Source organism: Pseudomonas sp. KH_021 (genome assembly GCF_057838865.1).
Genome location: NZ_CM174477.1, coordinates 3,146,414 through 3,170,113 on the forward strand (window position 1 = coordinate 3,146,414; position 23,700 = coordinate 3,170,113).

Genomic DNA, 23,700 nt, shown 5'->3' on the forward strand with positions numbered 1-23,700 from the left:
CAGTTCAATTTATCGGGGAAGCATCACACCGCCAGCCCTGCAAGCCATGCGGTGTGACTGAAGCAGTCAACCTAATTCTTGGCGCCAAGAGGCCTTTTCATCGGGCGCGCAATTGATCGTAGCTAGTTAGAGCTATCGGAGAGGAAGGCTTTTTTTCCGGAGGTATAAAGATCAGTCATATCCACGACTGGTGGTGCTGCCAGCTCTGCTCCAAGTCCCTCTTTGGCAGCATTTGTGAGCAGGCCATTGTCAAAGTCTATCATCCAAGTAAACATGCCGCCCAAGTTATATTCTTTCACGTACTCGGCCTTGGCCCGTACGCTCCAAGGCGTATCGAGGGACATAAAAACTTTACTACTTTGGTTGTAAAGAAACTCAGCCTTAGAAATATCGTCCCTATATAATTCGAACCCGTTTATGCCATTCAGGTTTTCGTCTAGGTAAAGGCGAAGCAGGTCTGGCCATTCGGTTACACCTGGGCGAAAAGTGCCAATGGTATTATCGTTCTCCGGCTGCTGTGGGTCATAACGTCCTCCCAGAGGCGAGATGCGGCTGACGGTAGCTTGCTGTGCGTTGCGAGTGTAGCCGGCATAGCCGATAAAGATTTTTTTTGAATCTATGCCGCTCCCGAGGAGATAGGTAACAGCATCATTTACGGAGCTCAAGGTGGAGTCATTAGGATCCCGATACAAATTTGTGTGGTGCATTAATTTCTCCGCCCAGGGGGAGCCGAAAAAATCATAAGTCATTACATTAAGGCCTTCTACGCCTGCATCAATAAGCAGAGGGATGTTGGCTTGTTCCAATTTTTCCGGAGCGGCTATTGTAGCAATATTGATTTTAACATTAGGCAACTTGATTTTAATCGCCTTGATAAGCTCTGCGTAATTCTCTGCATCTTCCGGTCCATAGTCGTTGCCTTGAGCTCCTGGAATGCCGGGATACTCCCAATTAAGATCAAGCTCTTTGAACATGGGAAATGCAGCGAAAATATTTAACAAACTATCGGCGAGCTTCTCTCTGGCCAACGGTTCTTTGGCAATATGGTGAAAGGCTTCGCTCATTGTCCATCCACCCAGGCTTAAGCCGATAGACAACTCAGGTGATCTCTGATGGAGCTTAACTAGAGCCCCCAAGACACCTTGAGCGTTTTGGGCATTGAACAGTAGGGGATAGTCGTTGCTCTTCCAGGCGGCAAAGCCGCAGTTGATATAGGCGGCAACGTAAGCCCAAGGATCGGTAAAGGTAGCCTTGCCACGCTGATTAGGAAGGTCTGCTTCCTTGGTGGCAATTTTAAAGTCCAGAGCTGCTTGGTTGATTGCTAGCTCTAGTTCACCTTGATCACCGATGATCGCAGTAAATCCCACGATGATTTTGTCATAAAGCGCTGCCTGCCCAGCGGGGGGAAGTAGGCGCATAATATCTGTTCCACGCCCCCCGACACTGAAGTCCGGTCCTTCATCTCCCGCGAAGTACCCGTATCGACTATCATAAATCCCCCAATCTGACAGATATCCGAATACTTTATACAGAGGGATAGAGTGATAACTATTAAATAAGTTTTTTGCAACCCTGCCAGGTGTGAAAGAGTGTCCACTGCAAGCTGTTTTCGGGTCGAAATTGTTTTTTGTGTAGGTTTTTTCTGCTGCCCCTGCCCCCCAGACAGCCCCTGCCACATTAGTTCCTGGGTCTGGGATATGGACTAAAGAACTTTCATCAAGGTTGTGCATGCTGATTTCCTATGATTATATTTTATTGCATTGATAAACTTATCACACGTTTTCAATGATCAAAGAGCCCCCCGCCTTGTAATAAATAACAAACTCAGAGCCATTGATGAGTGAGTGTCATTGCAAGTGCAATTGTAATATCTTAGTTGTAATAATCAGGTTCTGAGCCCGCCTTGGAAGCTGCGTTTTTTTGGGGGGGGGCAAAAAACTAGAAAGACTGAGTCAGTCTAGACTGAGTGTTATTTAGCTCGGGGACGAGATGTACAGTATAAGCCATCACCATGGCTGCGGGCATGATGCGGGGAGCTAGGAGCTTATGATATGTTCGGAGAGAACATATCATTTTTTGATTTTCTATGAGTGATTGTGTTGTCATAAAACGTCCTTGCAATAAGGTCACATTCAGTGACTTTAGATATCCGCTTTCATGTTGAGCTGCACACTTAATCTAAAGCCTACTTACGTTTCCCTAGCTGAATTACAGTAAGGACGTGTGACAATGGTTTGTCAAAAAATAAATCATAATATTTAGCGTATTATGATATGTGTTTCGTTTTTTTTATTCTAAAATTGCATAGCGGAGTTTCTGTCCCTGCGTGGAGTTATGGGTTCTTTGAATTGGCCCTCCAAATCCCGGGTGGGATGTCTGACGAGTTTGTTAACGAGGGCCATTGTTTCACCCGGCGGCCGATTTCAGGCCTCATTTTGCTAATTAGCGGGCCAACCCCGCCTTTCAGACGGATTTATCCCGCCATGCGCTGGAAATACCGCTTGGCCAGCATCAGATTGGCCAACCCGAACAGACTAAACAACTGTGCCGTGTTCTTTTCCAGCCCGCGGTAACGCACCTTGCGATGATTGAAGCGCACTTTGATCACTTGGAACGGATGCTCTACCTTGGCACGCAGTTGCGCCTTGGCGTATTCGATCTTGCGCTTGGCCCTGTACAGCACGCTGTCTTTACCGTGATGCTGGTAGCTGCTTGGTCGTGCTGCAATCGACCAGATAACGTCCCGTTCAGCATGCTCCGCTCGCTTGGCCGCACCGGTGTATCCAGCATCTCCCGAGACATAGGTTTCGGCACCGTGTAGCAGCTTGTCGACCTGGGTGACATCGGCCACGTTGGCCGCCGTCCCCACCAGGCTGTGCACCAGCCCCGACGTGGCGTCGACGCCAACATGGGCCTTCATCCCGAAGTGCCACTGATTGCCTTTTTTGGCCTGATGCATCTCAGGGTCGCGCTTGCCTTCTCGGTTCTTGACCGAGGGTGGCGCGGCGATCAGGGTGGCATCGACAATGGTGCCTTCCTTAAGCAACAGACCACGACTGGCCAGATGCTGGTTGATCGTTTCAAACAGCACCCGTGTCAGCTGATGGGTTTCCAGCAAGCGGCGAAAACGCAGCAAGGTAGTGGCGTCCGGTGCCGACTCTCGGCCCAGATCGATGCCCATAAAGCCACGAATGGCCTGGCTGTCGTAGACAGCATCTTCGGTACCTTCATCGGAGAAACCGAAACACTGCTGCACGACATACATGCGCAGCATGCGCGACAACCCAATCGCGGGGCGCCCGCGCCTGCCTGTGGTGTCGCCGTAAAACGGCGCCACCTGCGCCTCCAATTGCGCCCAGGGCACCAACTGCTCGATATCAGTCAGGAAACGATCGCGGCGCGTTCGCTTTTTCTTGCCGGCGTATTCGAGTTCGGAGAAGGTCTTCTGCATGTCGGGTAACGAGGCTCACGAAGAGGATGGCTGGCTGAAGGTGTGTAGTGTGCCAAGGGTCGGGGGCGGTTGGCTATTTATGCAGCGTCTCCTTAAGCGGTTAATTGCAGCTTAGGATGGACGAGACCATACGGATTAAGTCGCAGATTATTCAAGAAGAAAATGTCAACCTGACACAACTGCAATGTTGGCCTAAGGTTTCTGATAGGTATGAGCCGTAGCGTTACATCGAGCCTTGAGCTCAGCCCCAAGAATCATCTCTTGATGTGGATTCAACGGGGCAACCAAAAACTCATCCGAGGCGTAGGCGCTTCAGGTATCTGTGGGCATTATGCGAATTATTAACTTTGCACAGTGCTCATATCCATCTCCGGGCTCAGGGTTCCTAGCCAAGCAACAAGGCACACTATGACCACTGCAACGGAGAACTCAAGGGTCATACTACGTCGTAAAGCATTGACGGCGACGGCGTGGTGTCCTTCCTTGATTGAGCGTTCTAACAGTGGACTCAAATGGAAACGATTTAGCGTCGCTAATACAATCATCCCCGCGAAGAGTAAAACCTTAAAAAAGAGAAGCATTCCATAAGTAGTGAGCATCACCTCGTCCAGGGTTGGGCCTACAATGAAAAGGTAATTTACTATTCCAGTAATGCTTAAAATCACAACGATCAGCCCACCAGCTGATTCAAATCCAGTCAGGACTCGGGAGAGAATTCGTACTTCTTGTCTGCCGTTTAGTCTCTTCGCACGCAGCAGTAAAGCGAAGGCGGCCAGAGCTCCCATCCAACCGCCGGCTGCCAAAAGGTGAAAGATATCGCTAATGAAATGTATATAACGACGACTGCCTTCGTCCATAGCGCCATGCCCTGTCCACGCTAGAGTAGCGAGAGCAATAGCACCGAAGACGGTAACCGCCCAAAGACTGAGGGTTGGGAAGCGCTTGTTAAGTGTGGCGGCGATACCTGCCAGCACCAGGGCTGCTATTCGGACCATCCAAGTGATCCCGACATCGGTGCCAGTCAGAACCATTTCGAAGATGTGCAGGTGAAGCTCCATAAACTCTGCAACACCACTCATTGCTTTCGCAAGTAACAACATAGCGGCAAGGGACAGCAGTACACCAACAACGGTCGTACCGAAAAGGAGCGACTCAAAGCTCAAGACAGCGCCGGATACCCGTTCCTTTCCCCTGAGGCTATACAAGCCAAAAATTGCTAATCCAAACAGCAGCATCAGGTCTAAATAAAGAGCGAAGCGAAGGACGATGTTGATTGAGTCGCTCATGAATCATTTCACTTTAAAAGAGAAGTTACCTGTAATGGGGTGGGTGTCGGAAGAGATCGCCCGCCATTCGACCTTATAAGTACCGGTGGTTAGCGGAGCTGCGGGCGTGATAACCATCATTTTCGGGTCGTCGCCGCCTGCGACGGCAGCCTTAACACCCATGGGGGAGTTTGGCATACCCGGCATGTCAGTCATGATCAGTTTAGCTCCCGAGAACTGAGTCGTGAGGTTCTCCGAGAAGTGCAACTCGATCTTGGCAGGAGCCGCGGACGTCGAGCCTTCCGCAGGGGTAGAAGACACCAGCTTTGGATGCGCCTGGGCGATAGTGCTCATGAGCAAACCGGCGGTAAGTGCAACAGCAACGGTAGTCGTTTTAAAGAAGGACATGGAAGACTCCTCACAGCATAAGCTGTTGGTTCGAGGTTTGGTGGGAGATATCTAGCTTTTATTTCTCAATTCCGGTTAAAACCGCAGGCGAATACCAAGCGAATACCACGTACGTGATCCCAGATAACAGATCAGGATGACCGCGTTATAGAGCCAGGACACGATGCCACATGATTGCCGACTGTTCGATTACATTTCAGTAAGCTTTGCGCGTGCTCTCTGGTCCAGAATGGGGGTTGTCATCGTGGCTTTTACTTTCACCACGTACGTTGCCTGTCCTCCCTGACTGGACCTCTCTGAGACTGAGCTCCCGAAAGACCTTGATCTCTATCTTTCCTGCTTCGCCTGACGAAAAGTCAACTATATGGGAGGTCCCGCCGCCAGCATCTTGTCGCGCAGCTCGGCGGCGCGCGCTGGATCGAGTGTGTTGACGAACAGCGCCTTGATTTCGGTGGCCTTGGCGTCGAACTGCTCCCCCAGATCCTTGATGCGATAGCCGTGACGCGTGAGGGTTGGCTCCAGATTACCAAGTTGGCGCGACAACACCGATTCCACCAACTCCGCCGAAACAGGCTTTTCGCCGGTCAGGTAGCCGGCCTCCAGGGCCAGCGCGACTCTTAACTCGTCTTTGGTCATAGCAACTTCTATGAAGGCCGCTGGGGAAATTCCATGTTAAAAGCAGTTAGCCCATTGGCTGACGTGCACCAGATCTGGCCTTTGTGGGCCTCAACGATGGATCGGGTAATGGCCAGGCCGAGCCCCGCATTGCTCAGACTGCCTTCGCGACGGGCGGGATCGACGCGATAGAAGCGGTCGAACAGCTTTTCCAGGTGCTCAGGCTTGATGGCCTCACCAAGGTTCTTAACCGTTAGGGTGACGGCGCTGCCAGTCTGACGGATCGTTACTGAGATCGTCTCCCCTTCGGGGGTATAGCGCAGTGCATTGGACAGCAGATTCGAGATCGCACGATCCAGCATCAACTTGTCACCCAGAACGCAGCCTGAACCGGATACCATGAGATGGATGCCGCGCTCGTCCGCCAGCAGTTGGTAATACTCGAACAGCTTAGCGACCACCTCGCTGAGCGAGATACGCACTAGCTCCGGAATGATCAAGCCGTTGTCCGATTTAGCCAGGAACAGCATGTCATCGATCATCCGTGACATGCGCTTCAGGTCTTCAAGGTTCGAGTAAAGGTTCTCCTCGTAGGCATCGACATCGCGTTTCTTGGTAAGCACCACCTCTGTGTGTGTCATCAGGTTGCTCACTGGTGTACGCAATTCATGAGCGATATCGGCAGAGAAATTCGAGAGTCGAACGAACGCTTCATCTAGCCTGGCAAGCATTGCATTGAACGAGGAGACCAATTGCTGCAGCTCAAGGGGAACCGGCTCCAGTGGGATACGCTCTTTCAGTGATCTGGCGGACATTGACGTAGCCACCTGGGTCACTTGCCGTAAAGGTCTCAGCCCACTGCGAGCGACTATCCAACCTAACGCGGCGCTTATTAGGGCGCTGATGGTCAGCCCGATCCAAAACCATCGCTGCAGCGTCTCAAAGAAGTGCATGTGATTGGTCACGTCGAGGATCAGCACGGCTGTGAGGGACTCGGGTTGATCAGGGCCTGACACCTGCGCAGTCATCCCGCGGTACATATGCCCGCCCTCTTGCCACTCCCACATGTCATGGTCAGGGTTAAGTCGATATTTCGCGGGGATATTGGAAGACCTCGGCTCGGCGAATAGCACTGTGCCGTCATTTGCGAGGATGATTGCCGCTAGGTCTTCATGTGCCCCCAGCAGGGCATTAAGCTGAGGCTGCACCTCAATGATATCTACGCGACCACGTGTGCCGCTCAAGATTTTCTGAGTCGATTCGAGTTTTTCAACCAGTGTTTGCCGGTCGAGCGTTTTGAAGTGATGCCGGCTGAGCTCATTGAAGCTCAGACCTGCTACTGTGAGGACGGCGATTACCGCAAGCATGAACATCAAGCTCATGCGCGCTGTCAGTGACAGATGCTTCATTCCGAATCCGGGGCATCAAGCATATAGCCCATACCTCGGGCTGTATGGATCAATTTCGGTTCAAAGTCATCGTCAATTTTTGCTCGCAAACGTCGGATAGCAACTTCGATCACATTGGTATCACTATCGAAATTCATGTCCCAAACCTGGGAAGCGATCAAAGATTTCGGTAGCACTTCGCCGCGCCGGCGCAGCAGCAATTCGAGCAACGAGAACTCTTTCGCCGTCAGGTCAATCCGCTTTCCACTGCGTACAGCACGACGTTTCAGCAGATCGACTTCAAGATCTGCTATTTTCATGATGGTCTGCGTGGGCGAGCTATTCCCCCGGCGGAGCAGCGTCCTGACCCGGGCTAACAATTCGGAAAAGGCGAATGGCTTGACCAGGTAGTCGTCTGCACCCAACTCCAATCCTTTGACGCGATCTTCGACGCCATCACGTGCCGTCAGAAACAGCACCGGGACATCTTTCCCCGCTGCTCGCACCATCCGCAGTACGTCCCAGCCATCCAGGCCCGGCATCATCACGTCCAGAATCAACAGGTCATACGCTTCGCTCAGCGCATGCTGAAGTGCATCCGTTCCCGTCATGACGCGGTCGACGTTGAACCCAGCCTCAGTGAGGCCTTGCTGCAGGTAAGTGCCTGTTTTCGGCTCGTCTTCAGCTACCAGAAGTTTCATGAGGGCAGTTTCCAAATGTTGTGTGGTCTGAGTGTGCAGCCAAATAGCCCTCCCAACCATAAGCTTACGAAAATGTAATCCTAGCTTCAGGCCTCTGTCAGGGAGCTTTGCTAGGGTTCATGCATGAGCACTAGGTTGTGCTCTCGGCCCTCGCATGAACAACAACCAGAGGTGCCGGCCACAGCTTCTTGTGAGGAGACTCCCTTATGAAATTGCTTAAACATCTGCTTCTCGTTGGTTCGCTCCTGCTGTCCTCAGCTGTCTGGGCAGAATCCGGGGGTGATCGCACCATCGAGCGCATTGAGAAAATGCGGGATAAGGCCGAAGCCGTATTGATCCAGGCGGAGAAGGCTCCCCCTGGCCAGCGCCATGTGCACATGAAGGAGCACATGAAGATGCTCGATGAGATGATGAGCGAGCTTCACAAAGGACACCCAGCTCCCGGTACATCTGCGCAAGAGCATCTCGCTTGGATGGAAAAGCACGACAAATTGGTGGATGACGCCCTCGGGCAGATGATGCGGGAGCACAAGCTAATGATGGCTGACAAAGAGTGCCATCCATAAGAAATCCCCTTCAAGGCCTTCCGTGATTGCTCCTTTGGCCTAGCGGCGCCACAACGGCGCCGCGTTTTTTCAAGCTGACTAATTTGTAGTTTTGGGGTAAGCCCCCCGGCAGGAGCCGGGGAATAGCATGAGATTTCCAACCACCTCAGTGAGGTTTCATCATGAAACGTTCACGTCTCCAACTGTTGATCGCCGGACTTCTCTTCGGAGCTGCAACTCAAGCCTTTGCGCAAACGCCTGGCAATGAAACCAGCATTGGTCGACAGGCCCAAGCAACCCCCGCTACGCGTACCGTTTTCGTCAAGATGGATGACATCAGCTACGGCCAGAAGTCGATCGATGTGAAGCCTGGCGAGACCGTCCGCTTCGTGTTGAAGAACGAAGGGGCACTGATGCACGAATTCAACATTGGCAAAGCCGTATCGCAGCTGGAACACCAACGCGAGATGGCGGCGCTATTCAAAGACGGCACGCTGACGCCGACGGGCAAGGCGAAGTCGATCGTCTGGCGGGAGCACTTCACTTCCCCTAGCGATTCCGATCCTCCGGGATATCCGGAGGTCATTGAGGCAAAACATGACGATCCTAACGCCATCCTCGTAGAGCCTGGGACGACGAAGGAATTCGTCTGGACATTCGCCGATGTGTCCAACCTGAACTTTGCCTGCACCCTGCCGGGACATTATCAGGCAGGGATGGTGGGTGAGTTCGTAATGCGTTGAATCGACGACCAGGTGCCCCGGCGCTGTGTGCCGGGCAGCACCTGATCTCAGCTAACTTCACCGATATGTAATTTTTGCGTAAGTGAGCGGGCAGCTCAGCCTGGCTAGCATCAAGGCGTTTTAAACCACTCCTGCGAGGTTCACCATGAAAGCTAAGTCCGCATTCCTGCTTTTCGTTGCCAGCCTTATGTTTTCAGCGTCTGCAGCGATGGCCAGCCCGAGCCAGGGTAATGTAGACATTGGTCAGCCAGGCGATTCTCAAAAGGTTGATCGCACCATCGAAGTGAAGATGGGCGATAGCTTCTTCGAGCCAAAGAGCATTGATGTCAAACCGGGCGAAACAATCCGCTTCGCGCTCAAAAACGAGGGTACGCTGCTACACGAATTCAACTTGGGTATGGCCGCCGCTCATGCCGCCCACCAGAAGGTAATGGCAGCCATGATACAGAAGGGAACGCTTTCTCCGACTGGCACACACGACATGAGCAACATGGGGCATGCCATGGGCGGGATAGTCGGCAAGGAACACGACAATCCGAACAGCGTTTTGATCGAGCCGGGAGCCACCGAAGAATTGGTGTGGACCTTCACCAAGGCAACCGGGCTTGAGTTCGCTTGCAATATCCCCGGTCATTACCAATCGGGGATGGTCGGCAAAGTGAACATTCGTTGAGCTCGGATTGATAGACGTCAGCAACTGGCTACCAGTAGAGCCTATCTATCTCACTGTGCCAAAAGATATCGCCTCTAACCAACCGAAGGTTCGAATCATGGACCACTCCCATCACCATTCCAGCGCTGAGCCGCCATTCTGGAAAAGTAAGATTGGCATCGCGTTGATCATGCTGGCCGTAATCGGGTTTTATGTGGCCCGAGAACATTACGGCCACATCTCCCAGGCATTGCCTTACTTGATTCTGTTGCTGTGCCCGCTAATGCATATGTTCGCCATAACCAGGGTGGCACTCTCGGCGTTTGTCGGGCAACCACGTCCGGCTACCCGACAAACGCCGGAGGCTCGACAAGAAAGAAATGGCAACCTGACAGAACTGTAATGTTCAACTCAGGTTTATGACAGGTCACTCTGGTTAATCTTACTTCGAGCCTGAAGCTCTACTCCTGATAGCAACCCAAATCGGTTGCCGGGATTATTGAACTGAATCGAGGAATATCCAGATGAAACCGATCAAAGCCCTGTTCGTAGTCGCCGCTCTTACCGCTTCTTCTTTGGCAATGGCCGAAGGTGGCGCTGACCGTACTTTTGCGCGTATGGAGCAGGCCAGCAAAGCATCGATGGAAGCTTATCAAGTGGCTCAGCAGCAAAAAGCAGAGTCGCCGGTTGCAGATCGCAAGGTCAAGTCGGCTGATCACGCTAACTGCTAACAAGTGGCCAACCTTACAGAAATGTAATCACCCAGGCGGTTGGAATATGGCACCTTCTTAAGCTCGCTGTTGAATCTATTTTAAAATAGCGGGCAGCGGGTAAGGCTGATAGGGAAAACCTCCCAGGATGAAGCTGCTCATCACCCGATGTCATGGTTGTACAGCCCTGGTTCCTCTGACTGATTGGACATAACCGCATGCAATGCAAAACCTCAAGGCGAACCTTCGTTAAAGGCCTGGCCGCCACCGGCATCCTCGGAGGCCTAGGCTTGTGGCGTACCCCCGTTTGGGCAGTGACCAGTCCTGGTCAGCTCAACGTGTTGACCGGCTCCGAGTTCGATCTGTTTATTGGTGAGACGCCGGTGAATATCACAGGTGCGGACCGAACCGCGATGACTATCAACGGATCTATTCCTGGACCAATTCTGCGCTGGCGGGAAGGCGATACCGTCACGCTGCGCGTGAAGAACCGTCTGAACGAAGACACCTCCATTCACTGGCACGGTATCCTTTTGCCGGCCAATATGGATGGCGTGCCCGGCCTGAGCTTCCACGGCATCGCGCCCGATGGCATGTACGAGTACAAATTCAAGGTCAAACAAAACGGAACCTATTGGTATCACAGCCACTCTGGATTGCAGGAGCAGATTGGCGTTTACGGTGCCCTGGTCATTGATGCCAAGAAGCCTGAGCCGTTCAGCTATGATCGCGATTATGTGGTGATGCTGTCTGACTGGACCGATGAAGATCCCGCTCGGGTCATGGCCAAGCTCAAGAAGCAGTCGGATTACTACAACTTTCACAAGCGCACTGTGGGCGACTTCATCAACGACGTGAGCGAGAACGGCTGGGCTGCGACAGTTTCGGATCGCAAGATGTGGGCCGAGATGAAGATGAGCCCTACCGACCTCGCCGACGTCAGCGGCTACACCTACACCTACCTCATGAACGGCCAGGCGCCTGACGGGAACTGGACCGGCATCTTCAAACCGGGCGAAAAACTACGTTTGCGCTTCATTAACGGCTCGGCCATGAGCTATTTCGATGTCCGAATTCCGGGTCTTAAAATGACAGTGGTGGCCGCCGACGGTCAGTACGTCAAGCCGGTCAGCGTCGACGAATTCCGTATCGCCGTGGCCGAGACCTACGACGTGATAGTCGAGCTCGCTAATCAGGAGGCCTACACGATTTTTGCCCAGTCCATGGACCGCACCGGCTATGCCCGCGGCACCCTGGCTATCCGTGAAGGTATGAGTGCTCCGGTCCCTGAAGTCGATCCTCGCCCCCTAATCGCCATGGGCGACATGGGTATGGATCATGGAAGCATGGGCGGCATGGATCACGGTAGCATGCAGGGCGGCAAGGCCGACATGGACCACAGCAAGATGGCCGGTATGGGCTCTGGTGGTACGCAAGGTGACAGGGTGGGCATGGACCATAGCAAGATGTCCGGCATGGATCATGGCGCTATGCAGGGCGACATGGCCGACATGGACCACAGCAAGATGGCCGGTATGGACCACTCTGGGATGGCGGGAATGGGCGCAGGCATGCAGTCGCATCCGGCCTCTGAAACCAATAGCCCACTGGTCGACATGCAGACCATGAGCCCGACCCACAAGCTGGACGATCCGGGTATTGGCCTGCGTGACAACGGTCGCCGCGTCCTGACCTATTCCGATCTGAGAAGTACCTTCCTCGACCCGGATGGTCGTGAGCCCAGCCGAACTATCGAGTTGCACCTCACTGGGCACATGGAGAAGTTTTCCTGGTCGTTCGACGGCATCAAGTTCTCTGATGCGCAACCGCTGCGCTTGAAGTACGGCGAGCGGGTTCGAATCACCTTAGTCAACGATACTATGATGACCCATCCCATTCACCTCCACGGCATGTGGAGTGACCTTGAGGATGAGAACGGCAAGTTCATGGTTCGCAAGCACACGATCGATATGCCGCCAGGCTCGAAGCGCAGCTATCGAGTCACCGCCGATGCCCTCGGGCGCTGGGCCTACCACTGCCACCTGCTGCTCCACATGGAAATGGGTATGTTCCGTGAAGTTCGTGTGGACGAGTAAAGGAGATTTCTGATGAGTACATTTCTGAAGCGAAAAGCCCTGATTGGCAGTGCACTCGCGCTTGGTTTGCTGGGTGCAATGCAAATGCCTGCTGTGTTCGCCGGTGAAGGTCAGGGTGAGCACGGGCACTCTTCAGCCGCATCCCATGACTCTGGAAATAAACCGGCAGTTCAGCCGCATGGGCAAACCTCAGATAGCCAGCAGATGAACCACGGCAAAATGGATCACGGCTCGATGGACCATGACGACATGGATCACGACAAGATGAAGCATGAGCACGACGCCAACAAAGCTGAAGCGGATTCGAACCATGACCACTAGGTTTTCATGTCCCACTTTCATCGCGCTGACAGTGTCGTTGTGCGCGATGACTGGCGGTTTGGCCAATGCAGCGGAAACAATGGATCATTCGATGCATCAGCCCCCAGCGGCTAAGAAAGATGCATCCAGTACCGGGAAAATGGATCATTCCGCGATGGACCACGGTTCTATGGATCACAGCCAGATGAACCAGGGCCAAAAGGGCCAAGACAAGCCGGCCGCGATAGACCATAGCAAGATGAATCACGGCGCTATGCAAGGTCAAATGGATTCCATGGATCACAGCACCATGGATCACAGTCAGATGAATCATGGTGGCGCGGAGACACCAAGGGCCACCAGCCGCACCCCCATCCCGGTTCTAACGGACGCGGATCGTAAAGCAGCGTTTCCGCCCTTGCCGGGCCATAAGGTGCACGACAGCGCCATCAACAACTTTTTTCTGCTCGACCAACTCGAATACCAGGATGCCGATGAAGGCAGCACGCTAGCCTGGGATGCGATGGGTTGGATCGGCGGAGACATCAATCGTCTCTGGCTCCGCTCCGAGGGCGAGCGCACCAATGGTGTCACCGAAGATGCTGAGCTGCAGGCCTTGTACGGGCACTCGATCGGTCCTTGGTGGGATGTCGTCGCGGGTGTCCGCCAGGACTTCAAGCCGGAGTCGCCGCAGACCTGGGCCGCCTTCGGCATACAGGGCTTGGCGCTGTATGCCTTCGAGGCCGAGGCTACTGCCTTTGTCGGCGAGAACGGCCAGACGGCAGCACGACTCGAAGGCGATTACGACATTCTGCTGACCAATCGCCTGATTCTACAGCCGACTGCTGAGATGAATTTCTACGGCAAGAACGACCCTGAGCGTGGAGTCGGTTCAGGGCTCGCTAATACCGAACTTGGTCTGCGTCTGCGTTACGAGATCGTTCGCCAGTTCGCGCCCTACATAGGCGTCTCCTGGAGTCGATCCTACGGCAACACCGCCGATTTCGCCAGCGACGAAGGGGAAGATACCAACGAGGCTCGATTTGTAGCCGGTATTCGCATGTGGTTCTAAGGGGCTGACATGAAAAGAACAATTAAGACCTTAGTGGCGGCGGGCGTCGTCGGAAGCGCTGCGGTAGTTGCCGGTGCCTATTTTGGCCTGGTCAATGTTGGTGCCGATGATCCCCACTTCCCAGCCGTGTATGCATTCCTGTCGATGGCCCGTGATCGTTCTATTGAGGTGCGCTCCCAGGACATTCAGGTTCCCAACCTCAATGGCGAGGCCATGATCCGTGCCGGGGCAGGCAACTACAACGCCATGTGTATCGGCTGCCATTTAGCTCCAGGCATTGCCGAGACCGAGCTGAGCCAGAGCCTTTATCCTGCCCCGCCGAATTTGACCAAGGTCGGTGTCGATGGCAATCCGGCTGCAACCTTCTGGGTAATCAAGCACGGCATCAAGGCCACGGGCATGCCGGCCTGGGGCAAGAGCATGGGCGATCAGTACATCTGGGACATGGTGGCATTCTTAAACGAGTTGCCAAAACTTGATGCTGAACAGTATCGAGCCCTGGTTGCATCGAGCGGCGGTCACGAGCATGGGGGCGGCGAAACCCAGATGCACAACCATGAGGGGCAGCATGAAAGCGCCAGTGCCGATCACCATGCTTCGGACAGTTCAGCAGTAAATGCCAATGCCGACCATCACGACGATGCTGCAGACAGTGCGGATCATCACTCCTCAAATACCGCTGAGCCTGCAAACGGTGCAGATCACCATGCTGCAGATAGCCCAAAGGCGAAAAGCGGTGCCGGTCATCATGACACCGGGCATGCCCATGAGGAAAAGGCCCCAGTAGCTGCCCCCAGAACTCACACCCATGCCGACGGCAAAGAGCACATACATGAAAGTTAAAAGCAAAGGGGCACGCCTGGCGGTGCTGGCCGCGTTGTTTATGGCGTCGACCGCTCAAGCAGCGAATGCCCTGACAATCGATGTGCACCGTGATGCCAACTGCGGATGCTGCAAGAAATGGATCTCGCACCCCCGCCAAGTAGCCTCTCTGCTAGATGCCGAGCACTCGACTTCCTCTCTCACGGTCGGGCGCTCGTTGTTGGGCCAGCGCGGCGATTTCGGAGGCACGGTCAACTAGGCGCTGTTCGAGCCCGCTCTTCTCACTGCCCAAACTGGCCTCTCCTGACGGTGCGCGGTGTCCTCCAGTCCCTGGAGCCGCTCATTGGCGGCTGCCAGGGTCCCGGCCAGGTTTTCTTGAGTGCTCCAAGATACGCCCTACTCCGTTCAAAAAAGATTATTTTGTACAAAGCAAGTCATTCAACCTCACCGCCCGAAAGACTAGACACCCACCGTCTAGGGGGCTACTCGCACCTGTGAGCAAGGCACGTAATACTTGTCCCCTGCCTTGCCAGTGAAGTGCCTCGCCCCCTTCTCGCTCCATCGTCGCGCCCCGTTCGTGGTTCAGTCGAATAACTTATGTGTCGCACGGCGTGGTTATTGCGCCAGGAGCAACATGAGCGATAGCTACGACGGCCAGTCCCTGGTCTATTGTTCGATACGGGAAGAGCCACACGCTCAACGCATCGAATACTTGTAAAAAAATCAATCACAATAGCTTCACTTCTTTATATTGCGAAAAAATCTAGACCTGCTTCAAGGCGGGTGATCGTTCCTTAGGAAGCCAACCTTAAAAGTTAGCCTGCTGTTTTGTATCGAAAATGAGAAAAGCCAAAATTCAGTCGTCAAACAGCGAAATGCTGCTGTTAATTGTTCTTTATAAACAAGCAGTTAAAATAGATACCTCCAAACAAAGACATGTCAATCATCGCAGCCTGACGACGACTCGCCGCATTTTATTTCAACTTTAAAGTTCAAAAAAACCACAGTCGAAAACTTGCATTAAATTTCTACTCATCTATAAAAAGCAATGTCTTTTATCAATGCTTGATACTTAACAAGTCGTTCATGGGTCAATCACTTCGTGGCGCTAAGGGTGACAGTGCGCTGTGGGGATTCGCCCCCGAATCAAGGAAGAGGTGGGAAGTGACGAGCATTCAGATGGCGGATATTTCGTTGCCCAAAGGCGGCGGTGCGATACGCGGCCTGGGCTTGGGATTACAAGCGCCTGGTTCCCTTGGCACGGCCACACTGAGCGTGGCAATCAACCTGCCCCAGGCACGTGCTTTGGCTCCCGCCCTCAACCTGGTTTATCACTCCGGAGCAGGCAACGGCCCCTACGGTGCAGGCGTCACCATCGCCCTGCCCTCGATTTCCCGGGCCACCGCAGCCGGTGTGCCCAGCTATACCCAGGCCGACACCCTGGTCTTCAGCGAAGTGGGCATTCTCGTCGCCAAGGGGGTCTGGAACGCCGGTCTCTGGGAACCTGACACACGCACAGAAACCGACGTTGCCGGCGATTCCTGGCTGATTCAGACCTATATCCCGCAACAGGCTGGCTCCCAGCCCCTGATTGAACAATGGACCCGCCTGGCGGACCGTCATTCTTATTGGCGTGTGGTCAGCAGCGACAATGTCGAGTCGCATTTTGGCCTCAGCCCCGCAGCGCGTATTTCAGACCCGGACGATCCCAGCCACATAGTCGAGTGGCTGCTCGAAGAAGTATTCGACGCAAAGGGAAATCGCGCGCAGTACCAGTACAAAAGTGACGACTCGCCTCAGCACGATGCCAAGGACCAAGCCACCGGATCAACCAACCGGTACATCCAGGCCATACGCTACGGCAACTACTTGCCTGGCACCCTGGAGAAGGAAGCCTTTGCCTATGAAGTGGTATTCGATTATGGCGAATACGACCTCGATCATCTGGACCAGCCCGGCGCCAACCCTTATACGCCGACGCGGCCGTGGCTATCCCGGCCCGACGCCTTTTCCAGTTTCCGCAGTGGCTTTGAAATCCGCACCCGCCGTCTTTGCCAAGGCGTACTGACGTTTCTGCATTTCCCCACCGAACTGGGAGCCACCCCTTGCTTGAACGCAGCGATGCGCCTGCACTACACGGAATCGCTGTACCTCTCGACGCTGGATACCCTGAAGTCAATCGGTTATGGCCGCCAGGCGGATGGCGCTTATCAGATACAGAGCCTGCCACCTGTTGCCTGGCGCTTTCGTGAGTTCGCCCCTGCGCCCGTGCCGCGCTTTCAACGCCTTTCAGTACAGCGCGCGGCCCCCCTGCCCGGCTATCTGGCGCCCGGCAGTTATCAGCCTGTGGATTTGGACGGTGCCGGCCTACCGGGCTTTCTGCAAAGCGATGGTGTGTCCACCTGCTATTACGAACCGCTGGGCGATGGCTGTTACAACGCACCGCTCACGCCTGCCGTGTTTCCGGACTGCCGCAATCTCGCCAATTCCAACCTGGCCTTGACCGATCTGGACAGCAACGGCCGCCTGGAATTGCGGGTGACCGCCGGCAGTTCCAGTGGCTATTTCCAGCACAACGACGACGGAGGCTGGTCAGGGCTGCGCTCCTTACCGCAGATTCCCACTGCCTATGGCGGTAACTCCGCCGAGCCGGTCGATCTGAATGGCGACGGCAAAGCCGACCTGCTGCTCACCGGTTTGACTCAACTGCATTACTACCCCTCCCTGGGGCTGGCCGGCTATGGTTCGGCGCATGCCACCAAACGCCCGGATGGTTTTCCTGCTACGAGCGCCAACTCCGAGAGCGTGTCCGTGTCGTTCGCGGACGTCTTCGGTGACGGCCTGTCGCATCGTGTAAGGGTGAGCAATGGTGAGGTAGCCGTTTGGCCCTGCCTGGGCCACGGTCGATATGGCGCGCGACGCGTCCTGGCCAATTCACCACACTTCGCACGGCAAATGTCTGCCGGTCGCCTCAATTTTGCCGATGTGGACGGCGCGGGCACCGTGGACATTGTGTTCGCACTGACCGACCACCTGCTGATCTTCCGGAATCAGAGCGGCAATGGCTTCTCTGAGCCGCTGCGTGTGCCGCTCCCCGTCCGGCTGGGGGAAAACGATCAGATTTCCTTTGCTGACATTCTTGGCAATGGCACCACCTCGATCGTGATCACCCGCATCTCGCCCCAGGTTGAGCATTGGTACTGCGACCTGTGTGCGTCTCAAGCGAGTACCGAGCCTGAAGTCGAGATGGCGCAGGACGCCGGTGGCAAACCCTATCTGCTGACGGCAACCGACAATGGCCTGGGCGCAACCGCGCAAATCCGTTACGCCAGTTCCACGCGGTTTTACCTCGCCGATAAACAAGCCGGTCGCCCTTGGGCCACCCGCCTGCCATTTCCCGTGCAGGTCGTGACGGAGATCGTCAGCAGCGACGCTGTGTCGCAAGTGACGTTCACCCAACGCTTTGCGTATCACGATGGGTATTTTGATCCTGATACACGCATTTTTCGCGGGTTCGGCTACGTCGAAACCTGGGACGCGCAGAGCTACGCGCCCTTCGCTGCCGCACCGGGCACACCCTGGCCTGTAGAGCGCATCGACGCCGAGTTGCAGGTGCCGCCGGTGCACACCAAGACATGGTTCTGCCTGGGCGCGTACTTTCAATCTGCAGAGCTGAGTGCGCAATACGCCAGGGAGTATTTCCAGGGTGATCCCCTCGCCGCCCCACCCTTGAGCAACGTGTTCGACGCTGCGGTTCTTGCCTCGGGTGGCAAGGCGCTGATGCAGGCCCATGCAGCCTTGGCCGGGCGGGTGATCCATGCTGAGGTGTACGCCGACGATGGCGACCCGCTACTGGCCCCCTTCCCCTATACCGTCACCGATACCAATTTCGACGTGCTGTTGATCCAACCGGCTGGGCCCGGCGGCCTGTGCGCGTTTACCGTGCGTGACCGGCAATCGATCCAGTACGACTACGAGCGTGAGCCCGCTGACCCGCGCATTCACCAGACCTTTCTGCTGGCGTCCAGCCAGTTCGATCCCGACGCCGGCAAGACCAGCTATCACGAGCGGCGTTGCATCGTGTTCCTGGGTCGGCGCAACCAGGCCGACGCCGTCGTTTACCCCGAACAACGGAGCATCAAAGCCAACCTGGATGAGTCATGGCTGACACGGGTATTAGCACCGTTTCGCTTGATCGGCGTGCCAATCGAGCAGCACTCTTTCGAAATGGGTGGGCTGACACCACCCACTTCCGGTTATTTCGACTGGGATACCCTGCATCAGCAGATCGACACAGCCCTGGCTGCGCCAATTGCCTACGGCCAACCCTTCACCTCGGGCACGCTGCAAGCGCGGCTCTCGGCGCGCAACCGCCACTACTATTGGAACCTTGCGCAAGATGCCCCCTTGCCATTGGGCCAAGTCTCTGCGAGGGTCCTGTTGCACCATGGCGAAGAAGCCCGCTTCTCGGACTATTGGCGCACCGAGACTTTTGGCTCCCGGCTTGACGACACACTGCTGCAGGATGCCGGCATGGCACCGGACGGCAGCGGTTATTGGATCGCACCCTCCGTCACGACGAGTTATGCGCCGCCTGACCAGTCATCGCTGTACTTCCAGCGTATCGGTGACCTGTGGAGCCAGCCAGGCTCTACGCTCTTTGCCTCGGCATCCGTGACCTACGACACGCCCTATGCGCTGTTCCCGGTAAGCGTTACCGAGTCCATCGACGCGCAGACCTCACTCAGCAGCCAGGCGCTGATCGATTATCAGACCCTGGAACCCTGGCAACTGACCGACGCCAATGGCGTGGTGCAGCAAGTTTTGTACGACGCCCGCGGCAACGTGTTGGCTCAATCGCAGTTCAAACCCGCCAACGGCGGCCTGCCCCGCGTGGGCGACATGGACCTCGCCGACTACATCGTTCGGGCCGACGCGACATTCGATGCCGTACTGGCAGACCCTGCCTATTACCTTCAGGGTGCCAGCGCGTTCTATTTCTATGACGTGACGCCGCGCCAGGACGCCGACTCCCAACCTGCGAGCGCCATAAGCCTGCACCGCACCCGCTTTGTGTCGGATGAGGCACCTGATGCCCCGATCGAATGCAGCATCGAGTTCACCGACGGTTTCGGCCAGGTGGCGGAGGCCAAACGTGAGTGCGAGTCCGGCCCGGCGCTGCTACACGATGCCCGTGGCATGCTGTTGCTGGATACCCTTGGCCAGCCTCGCCGCGAACTGGTCGGTCGGCGCTGGCAGGTGTCGGGACGCACCGTCTACAACAACAAGGGGCTGCCTGCGCAACAGTACCTGCCTTACTACTCCAACATCGCCACCTACGAGAACCAGCAGCTTCTGGTCAACGCCGATGTGACACCACCACCGAGCATCACCCGCTACGATCCCCTCGGTCGCGTTATCCGGGTCGACACGCCCAAGGGTTTTTTCACCCTGACAGTCCATCAGGCCTGGCAGACACTGGACTACGACGAAAACGACACCTTGCCCGACGCGCCGTACTACGTGGACTTCATGGCCAACTATCCGGCCAACCCCACCCCCGCGCAGATCGACGAAAAGAACGTATTGCTGCAAGCACTGCCCTGTTACAACACGCCGGTGGCCAGCGTGATCGACAATCTCGGGGAGAAATGCCGACTTGTGGTCTGCAACCTGGGCGAAGTTGCACCCGACGCGTTTGCCGCAATCGTCGCCGGCGGTACCGTTACCAGCGCTGAACTCTGGGCTGCGTTGGTCACAGCGGGCTACCTTGAAACCCGCGCCGGGCAGCCCGGTACCTGGGTCAGTGCCTTGTTCCAACCCTATACCGCGGGTTTCGTGTTAACACTGCCGGCCCCCTACAGCACCTATGCGCAAGCCACGACCACGCTGTTGGTACAAACCTGCCTGACCAGCTTCATCGCCGCGGATCGTTATGGCCGAGTGCTCGAATGGGTTGACCCGCGCCTCTATCTTGCCAACGTGCAGACCGGATCTGATAACGCCAATTTCCGCTACGCCTACCCAATGGCATCCAGCCAGGCCGCGCGGACGAATAGCGCCGACGCCGGCAACCGCTGGGTCCTGATGTCGGCCCTGGACACACCGGTATACGCCTGGGACACCCTGGGACGCACACAGCAAAAGTGGTTTGACGGTTTGGCACGGCTCCTACGCACCCAGGTAACCGAGGCTGACGGCACGCAACGTACCAGCGAACTCCTGACCTACGGCGAAACCGCGCCGGACGCGGCCGAACGCAATCTCAACGGCCAGCTTTACGTGCTCAAGGACGAGGCCGGAACACTGACTCATGAGCGCTACTCAATGCTCGGCCAGAGCGTGGACAGTACCCGCCAGTTTGCCTTGGACGCACGGCTGCCACCGAACTGGGGCGCCCCCGTAGCGCTGCAACCAGGCGTCTTTCGCACACAGAACAGTTACGACGCCTTGCACCGTAAACTCAGCGAAAAAACGCCGGACAACAGTGTGATCACTTGGTCCTACGCCTTGTCAGGTCGACTGCAAGGCATGACGCTGGCCAGTGGCGGCGTGAGCGGGCCGTTCATCATTGATATTGTCTACAGCGCCAGTGATCAGCGTGAACAAATCTTCTACGGCAATCAGGCCCTTCAGACGCTCGATTACGAAATCACCACCGAGCGTTTGATCTCGATCAGTGCCCAACGTCCCGCCAACGCCAGCAGCGGCATGCCACGGGACCCGACGGTCCAGCAAGTCAGTTACGTCTACGACCCGGTGGGCAATCTGGGGTTGATGCATGACCGCACCGCCGAGCAGGTGTTTTGCGGCGCCAAACAGCCGGAGGCGTTGGGCGCTTATTACTATGATCCGTTGTATCGCCTGATCAGCGCCACCGGGCTGCAACACCCGGATATCCAGGCCGACACCCACGTCAGCGGGTTCATGCAAAGCCTCTATGCCGAGCTCTGCCCGGCCAGCGGCCCACAAGTGACGCTGGAGAACTATCAGGACAATTACGCCTTTGACGACTCCGGCAATTTGCTGCAAACCCGTCATCACGCGGCCAGCGCTTCGTTCGAACGCGACAACCCGGTAACGGCCACCTCCAACCGATTGCTCGGCGTTCCTTATGACGCCAATGGCAATACCCTGCAAACCGAGCTACAAGGCGCCGTGACGCTGGGCTGGGATGAGCGCAACAACCTGGTGCACACCGGCGATATCGAGAAGGCTGACGGCGACGTCGAACGCGTCTGGCTGGCCTACGACTTCACCAATCAGCAGGTCCAGCGCGTCATGGAGCGCGCGTCGGCCGTCGGCGAACCGGCGAGGCTGCGCGAAATCCGGCTCGTTGTGGGGAGCTATGTACAGCGCCAGACCACCGACCTGCTTACCGGCCTGACCGATACCGTCAACTCGTTGCGTATCCAGGACGGTAACAGCGCCCTGCTCGTCAGTAACCAAGGTGGCGTCGGCGCGCAGCGCCGCTACCAATTGGACGACAAACTGGGCTCGGTCAGCGTCGAGCTGGATGAAGACGCGGCGCTGGTGAGCTACGAGGCGTTCTTTCCCTTCGGCGGCACGTCCATCATCGCGGGCCAGGATCAAGCACACGTCGCCGCCAAGTCGCTGCGCTACAGCGGTAAGGAAGTCGACGACAGCACCGGGTTTTACTATTACGGCGCGCGCTACTACCTGAGCTGGCAAGGCCGTTGGCTGAACCCGGATCCGGCCGGCCCGGTGGACGGCGCCAACCTGATGCAGTTCGTCAATAACAACCCGTTGAGCTACGTGGATCATGACGGCCGCGGCAAAACCAAGCCGAACGCGCCCAAACCGCCCACCCCGTACGAGCTGTTTGCGCAAGGGCTGCTCAAGACCTTCATGTTCACCATCTATAACGCGCCGCGCATTGCCTACGTCAATGCGCCCAAGCAACTCATGCAGCGCTTTTCGTTGGACGCAAACGTCAGGCAGGCCACGCGAGAAGCCGCTCTCGATCGGCGTGAAGAAAGCAAGCTGCTCTATTACAACCTGTCCCTTGCCTGGGGCGTGGATCCGGCGAAGTACTTCGATCCGCGCATCATCGACATGATCAAGTCAAACAGGGCGCCCTGGTCCCTGGTGCCGATCCCTTTCATGGGTACGACCTTGCACAGCGAACTGCGGACAAAAACCTCCACTCCCACGTTCTGGGGAAACACGACGGGCGAGTTGCTGGGTAATGTCTTGACCGTAGGCACCTCGCTGGGCTTGAGCCGCCAGCTGTTTCTATCGTCCTTGCCCAGGCCGATGAAACTCCTGCTGTCGCCCTTGCTGGTGGGGCAGATGTTAAGCATGTACGGGCATGCGTATGAGACGGAAAAGGTCTACAGCAAATTCCAGGAAGATCAGAAAAAGCTCTGGTTCTACCAACGCACCAACCGTCCTTGGCTGTCCGGTATTCCGAAGAAGATGGTCTACATGGATCACCAGGCACAGCAGGCCGAAAAGCTCTGGCAGTCCGTCTCCAATGAGCATATCGGACTGGCCGTCGGCGCCTTGGTGCTGGCTCGCCTGTTCGGGCCGATGCTGCTGCGCACAACGATGAAGAACTGGCGCAGTTGGACAAGCGGGTCGGGGTGGAACCCGTGGAACGGTTGGGGCGGTTATTCCGGCACCACAGCCGTTGTTCCTTACAAGCCCATGCCCCGCGACCTGATACTGTTGCCCCGGCGCTCGACCCTGCCTGCCGTGATCAGGCAGCCCGTCAGGGCGCTGACCATCTATCAGCCTGCGCGGCAAAACCTGCCGGTCCGGTTCCAGCGGGCCAACTGGCTCACCCTTTATCGGCCGCCGATGACGGCCCTGATGCCGCTACGGGTCAGGCAAGCCCAGTTGGTGCTGTTTGTCATGAGCAGGATTTTGAAGTAGCCCGCGTTCGTTGTATGCGGCGCCCCCCTAACGC

The 23,700-nt window shown here is 56.0% G+C and carries 16 protein-coding genes and 2 pseudogenes; 11 read left to right on the forward strand and 7 right to left on the reverse strand.

Going from position 1 to position 23,700, the window contains the following annotated elements; genetic code table 11:
- Positions 1-122: 122 nt before the first annotated feature.
- The 7 genes from AC3IX4_RS14600 to AC3IX4_RS14630 form a co-directional block, all read right to left on the reverse strand.
- Positions 123-1,730: a glycosyl hydrolase family 18 protein gene (locus AC3IX4_RS14600; RefSeq protein WP_489256168.1), complete on the reverse strand. Its 1,608-nt coding sequence runs from the start codon at positions 1,728-1,730 to the stop codon at positions 123-125.
- 743 nt (positions 1,731-2,473) lie between these two features.
- Positions 2,474-3,451: an IS5 family transposase gene (locus AC3IX4_RS14605; RefSeq protein ID WP_489256169.1), complete on the reverse strand. Its 978-nt coding sequence runs from the start codon at positions 3,449-3,451 to the stop codon at positions 2,474-2,476.
- A gap of 341 nt (positions 3,452-3,792) precedes the next feature.
- Complete coding sequence (gene copD / locus AC3IX4_RS14610) at positions 3,793-4,737, reverse strand: copper homeostasis membrane protein CopD (RefSeq protein ID WP_489256170.1); 945 nt, start codon at positions 4,735-4,737, stop codon at positions 3,793-3,795.
- A 3-nt stretch (positions 4,738-4,740) separates the two neighbouring features.
- Positions 4,741-5,124, reverse strand: coding sequence for a copper homeostasis periplasmic binding protein CopC (copC, locus tag AC3IX4_RS14615; protein ID WP_489256171.1), 384 nt, complete (start codon positions 5,122-5,124; stop codon positions 4,741-4,743).
- Positions 5,125-5,484: 360 nt separating this feature from the next.
- Positions 5,485-5,760, reverse strand: a complete 276-nt coding sequence (locus AC3IX4_RS14620; RefSeq protein WP_489256172.1) for a phosphoribulokinase — start codon at positions 5,758-5,760, stop codon at positions 5,485-5,487.
- 8 nt (positions 5,761-5,768) lie between these two features.
- Positions 5,769-7,148, reverse strand: a complete 1,380-nt coding sequence (locus AC3IX4_RS14625; protein ID WP_489256173.1) for a heavy metal sensor histidine kinase — start codon at positions 7,146-7,148, stop codon at positions 5,769-5,771.
- A complete protein-coding gene (locus AC3IX4_RS14630; RefSeq protein ID WP_489256174.1) occupies positions 7,145-7,828 on the reverse strand; it encodes a heavy metal response regulator transcription factor in 684 nt (227 codons plus the stop codon). Before AC3IX4_RS14630 ends, AC3IX4_RS14625 begins: the two co-directional genes overlap by 4 nt.
- 206 nt (positions 7,829-8,034) lie before the next feature.
- On the opposite strand from AC3IX4_RS14630, the gene AC3IX4_RS14635 reads away from it, so the two are divergent.
- The 11 genes and pseudogenes from AC3IX4_RS14635 (at position 8,035) to AC3IX4_RS14685 (ending at position 23,666) form a co-directional block, all read left to right on the forward strand.
- Entirely contained in the window at positions 8,035-8,394 is a 360-nt protein-coding gene (locus tag AC3IX4_RS14635; protein ID WP_489256175.1) for a co-regulatory protein PtrA N-terminal domain-containing protein, read from the forward strand.
- A 161-nt stretch (positions 8,395-8,555) separates the two neighbouring features.
- The gene (locus tag AC3IX4_RS14640; protein ID WP_489256176.1) at positions 8,556-9,116 is read left to right on the forward strand and encodes a cupredoxin domain-containing protein; all 561 of its coding nucleotides are present in this window, start codon (positions 8,556-8,558) and stop codon (positions 9,114-9,116) included.
- 145 nt (positions 9,117-9,261) lie between these two features.
- A complete protein-coding gene (locus AC3IX4_RS14645; protein WP_489256177.1) occupies positions 9,262-9,789 on the forward strand; it encodes a cupredoxin domain-containing protein in 528 nt (175 codons plus the stop codon).
- A 97-nt stretch (positions 9,790-9,886) separates the two neighbouring features.
- Positions 9,887-10,191, forward strand: a pseudogene (locus AC3IX4_RS14650) (DUF2933 domain-containing protein).
- A 101-nt stretch (positions 10,192-10,292) separates the two neighbouring features.
- Complete coding sequence (locus AC3IX4_RS14655; protein WP_489256178.1) at positions 10,293-10,499, forward strand: co-regulatory protein PtrA N-terminal domain-containing protein; 207 nt, start codon at positions 10,293-10,295, stop codon at positions 10,497-10,499.
- Positions 10,500-10,696: 197 nt separating this feature from the next.
- Positions 10,697-12,574, forward strand: a complete 1,878-nt coding sequence (locus AC3IX4_RS14660; protein WP_489256179.1) for a copper resistance system multicopper oxidase — start codon at positions 10,697-10,699, stop codon at positions 12,572-12,574.
- 12 nt (positions 12,575-12,586) lie between these two features.
- Positions 12,587-12,895, forward strand: a complete 309-nt coding sequence (locus AC3IX4_RS14665) for a hypothetical protein (protein WP_489256180.1) — start codon at positions 12,587-12,589, stop codon at positions 12,893-12,895.
- A complete protein-coding gene (locus AC3IX4_RS14670) occupies positions 12,885-13,946 on the forward strand; it encodes a copper resistance protein B (protein WP_489261290.1) in 1,062 nt (353 codons plus the stop codon). The genes AC3IX4_RS14665 and AC3IX4_RS14670 overlap by 11 nt, the downstream gene beginning before the upstream one ends.
- A gap of 9 nt (positions 13,947-13,955) precedes the next feature.
- Positions 13,956-14,789, forward strand: coding sequence for a c-type cytochrome (locus tag AC3IX4_RS14675; protein ID WP_489256181.1), 834 nt, complete (start codon positions 13,956-13,958; stop codon positions 14,787-14,789).
- Positions 14,779-14,919: pseudogene (locus AC3IX4_RS14680) on the forward strand (DUF411 domain-containing protein); the annotation flags it as partial. The gene AC3IX4_RS14675 and the pseudogene AC3IX4_RS14680, both read left to right, overlap by 11 nt.
- Positions 14,920-15,932: 1,013 nt before the next feature.
- Positions 15,933-23,666, forward strand: a complete 7,734-nt coding sequence (locus AC3IX4_RS14685) for a SpvB/TcaC N-terminal domain-containing protein (RefSeq protein ID WP_489256182.1) — start codon at positions 15,933-15,935, stop codon at positions 23,664-23,666.
- Positions 23,667-23,700 lie beyond the last annotated feature (34 nt).

Excerpts from the sequence above, each read along its gene's own strand:
- AC3IX4_RS14600 (WP_489256168.1), bottom strand. The coding sequence starts at position 1,730 with ATGCACAACCTTGATGAAAGTTCTTTAGTCCATATCCCAGACCCAGGA.
- AC3IX4_RS14630 (WP_489256174.1), bottom strand. The coding sequence starts at position 7,828 with ATGAAACTTCTGGTAGCTGAAGACGAGCCGAAAACAGGCACTTACCTG.
- AC3IX4_RS14675 (WP_489256181.1), top strand. The coding sequence starts at position 13,956 with ATGAAAAGAACAATTAAGACCTTAGTGGCGGCGGGCGTCGTCGGAAGC.
- AC3IX4_RS14605 (WP_489256169.1), bottom strand. The coding sequence starts at position 3,451 with ATGCAGAAGACCTTCTCCGAACTCGAATACGCCGGCAAGAAAAAGCGA.
- AC3IX4_RS14635 (WP_489256175.1), top strand. The coding sequence starts at position 8,035 with ATGAAATTGCTTAAACATCTGCTTCTCGTTGGTTCGCTCCTGCTGTCC.
- AC3IX4_RS14655 (WP_489256178.1), top strand. The coding sequence starts at position 10,293 with ATGAAACCGATCAAAGCCCTGTTCGTAGTCGCCGCTCTTACCGCTTCT.
- copC (WP_489256171.1), bottom strand. The coding sequence starts at position 5,124 with ATGTCCTTCTTTAAAACGACTACCGTTGCTGTTGCACTTACCGCCGGT.
- AC3IX4_RS14670 (WP_489261290.1), top strand. The coding sequence starts at position 12,885 with ATGACCACTAGGTTTTCATGTCCCACTTTCATCGCGCTGACAGTGTCG.
- AC3IX4_RS14620 (WP_489256172.1), bottom strand. The coding sequence starts at position 5,760 with ATGACCAAAGACGAGTTAAGAGTCGCGCTGGCCCTGGAGGCCGGCTAC.
- AC3IX4_RS14640 (WP_489256176.1), top strand. The coding sequence starts at position 8,556 with ATGAAACGTTCACGTCTCCAACTGTTGATCGCCGGACTTCTCTTCGGA.
- AC3IX4_RS14645 (WP_489256177.1), top strand. The coding sequence starts at position 9,262 with ATGAAAGCTAAGTCCGCATTCCTGCTTTTCGTTGCCAGCCTTATGTTT.
- AC3IX4_RS14660 (WP_489256179.1), top strand. The coding sequence starts at position 10,697 with ATGCAATGCAAAACCTCAAGGCGAACCTTCGTTAAAGGCCTGGCCGCC.
- AC3IX4_RS14665 (WP_489256180.1), top strand. The coding sequence starts at position 12,587 with ATGAGTACATTTCTGAAGCGAAAAGCCCTGATTGGCAGTGCACTCGCG.
- AC3IX4_RS14625 (WP_489256173.1), bottom strand. The coding sequence starts at position 7,148 with ATGAAGCATCTGTCACTGACAGCGCGCATGAGCTTGATGTTCATGCTT.
- copD (WP_489256170.1), bottom strand. The coding sequence starts at position 4,737 with ATGAGCGACTCAATCAACATCGTCCTTCGCTTCGCTCTTTATTTAGAC.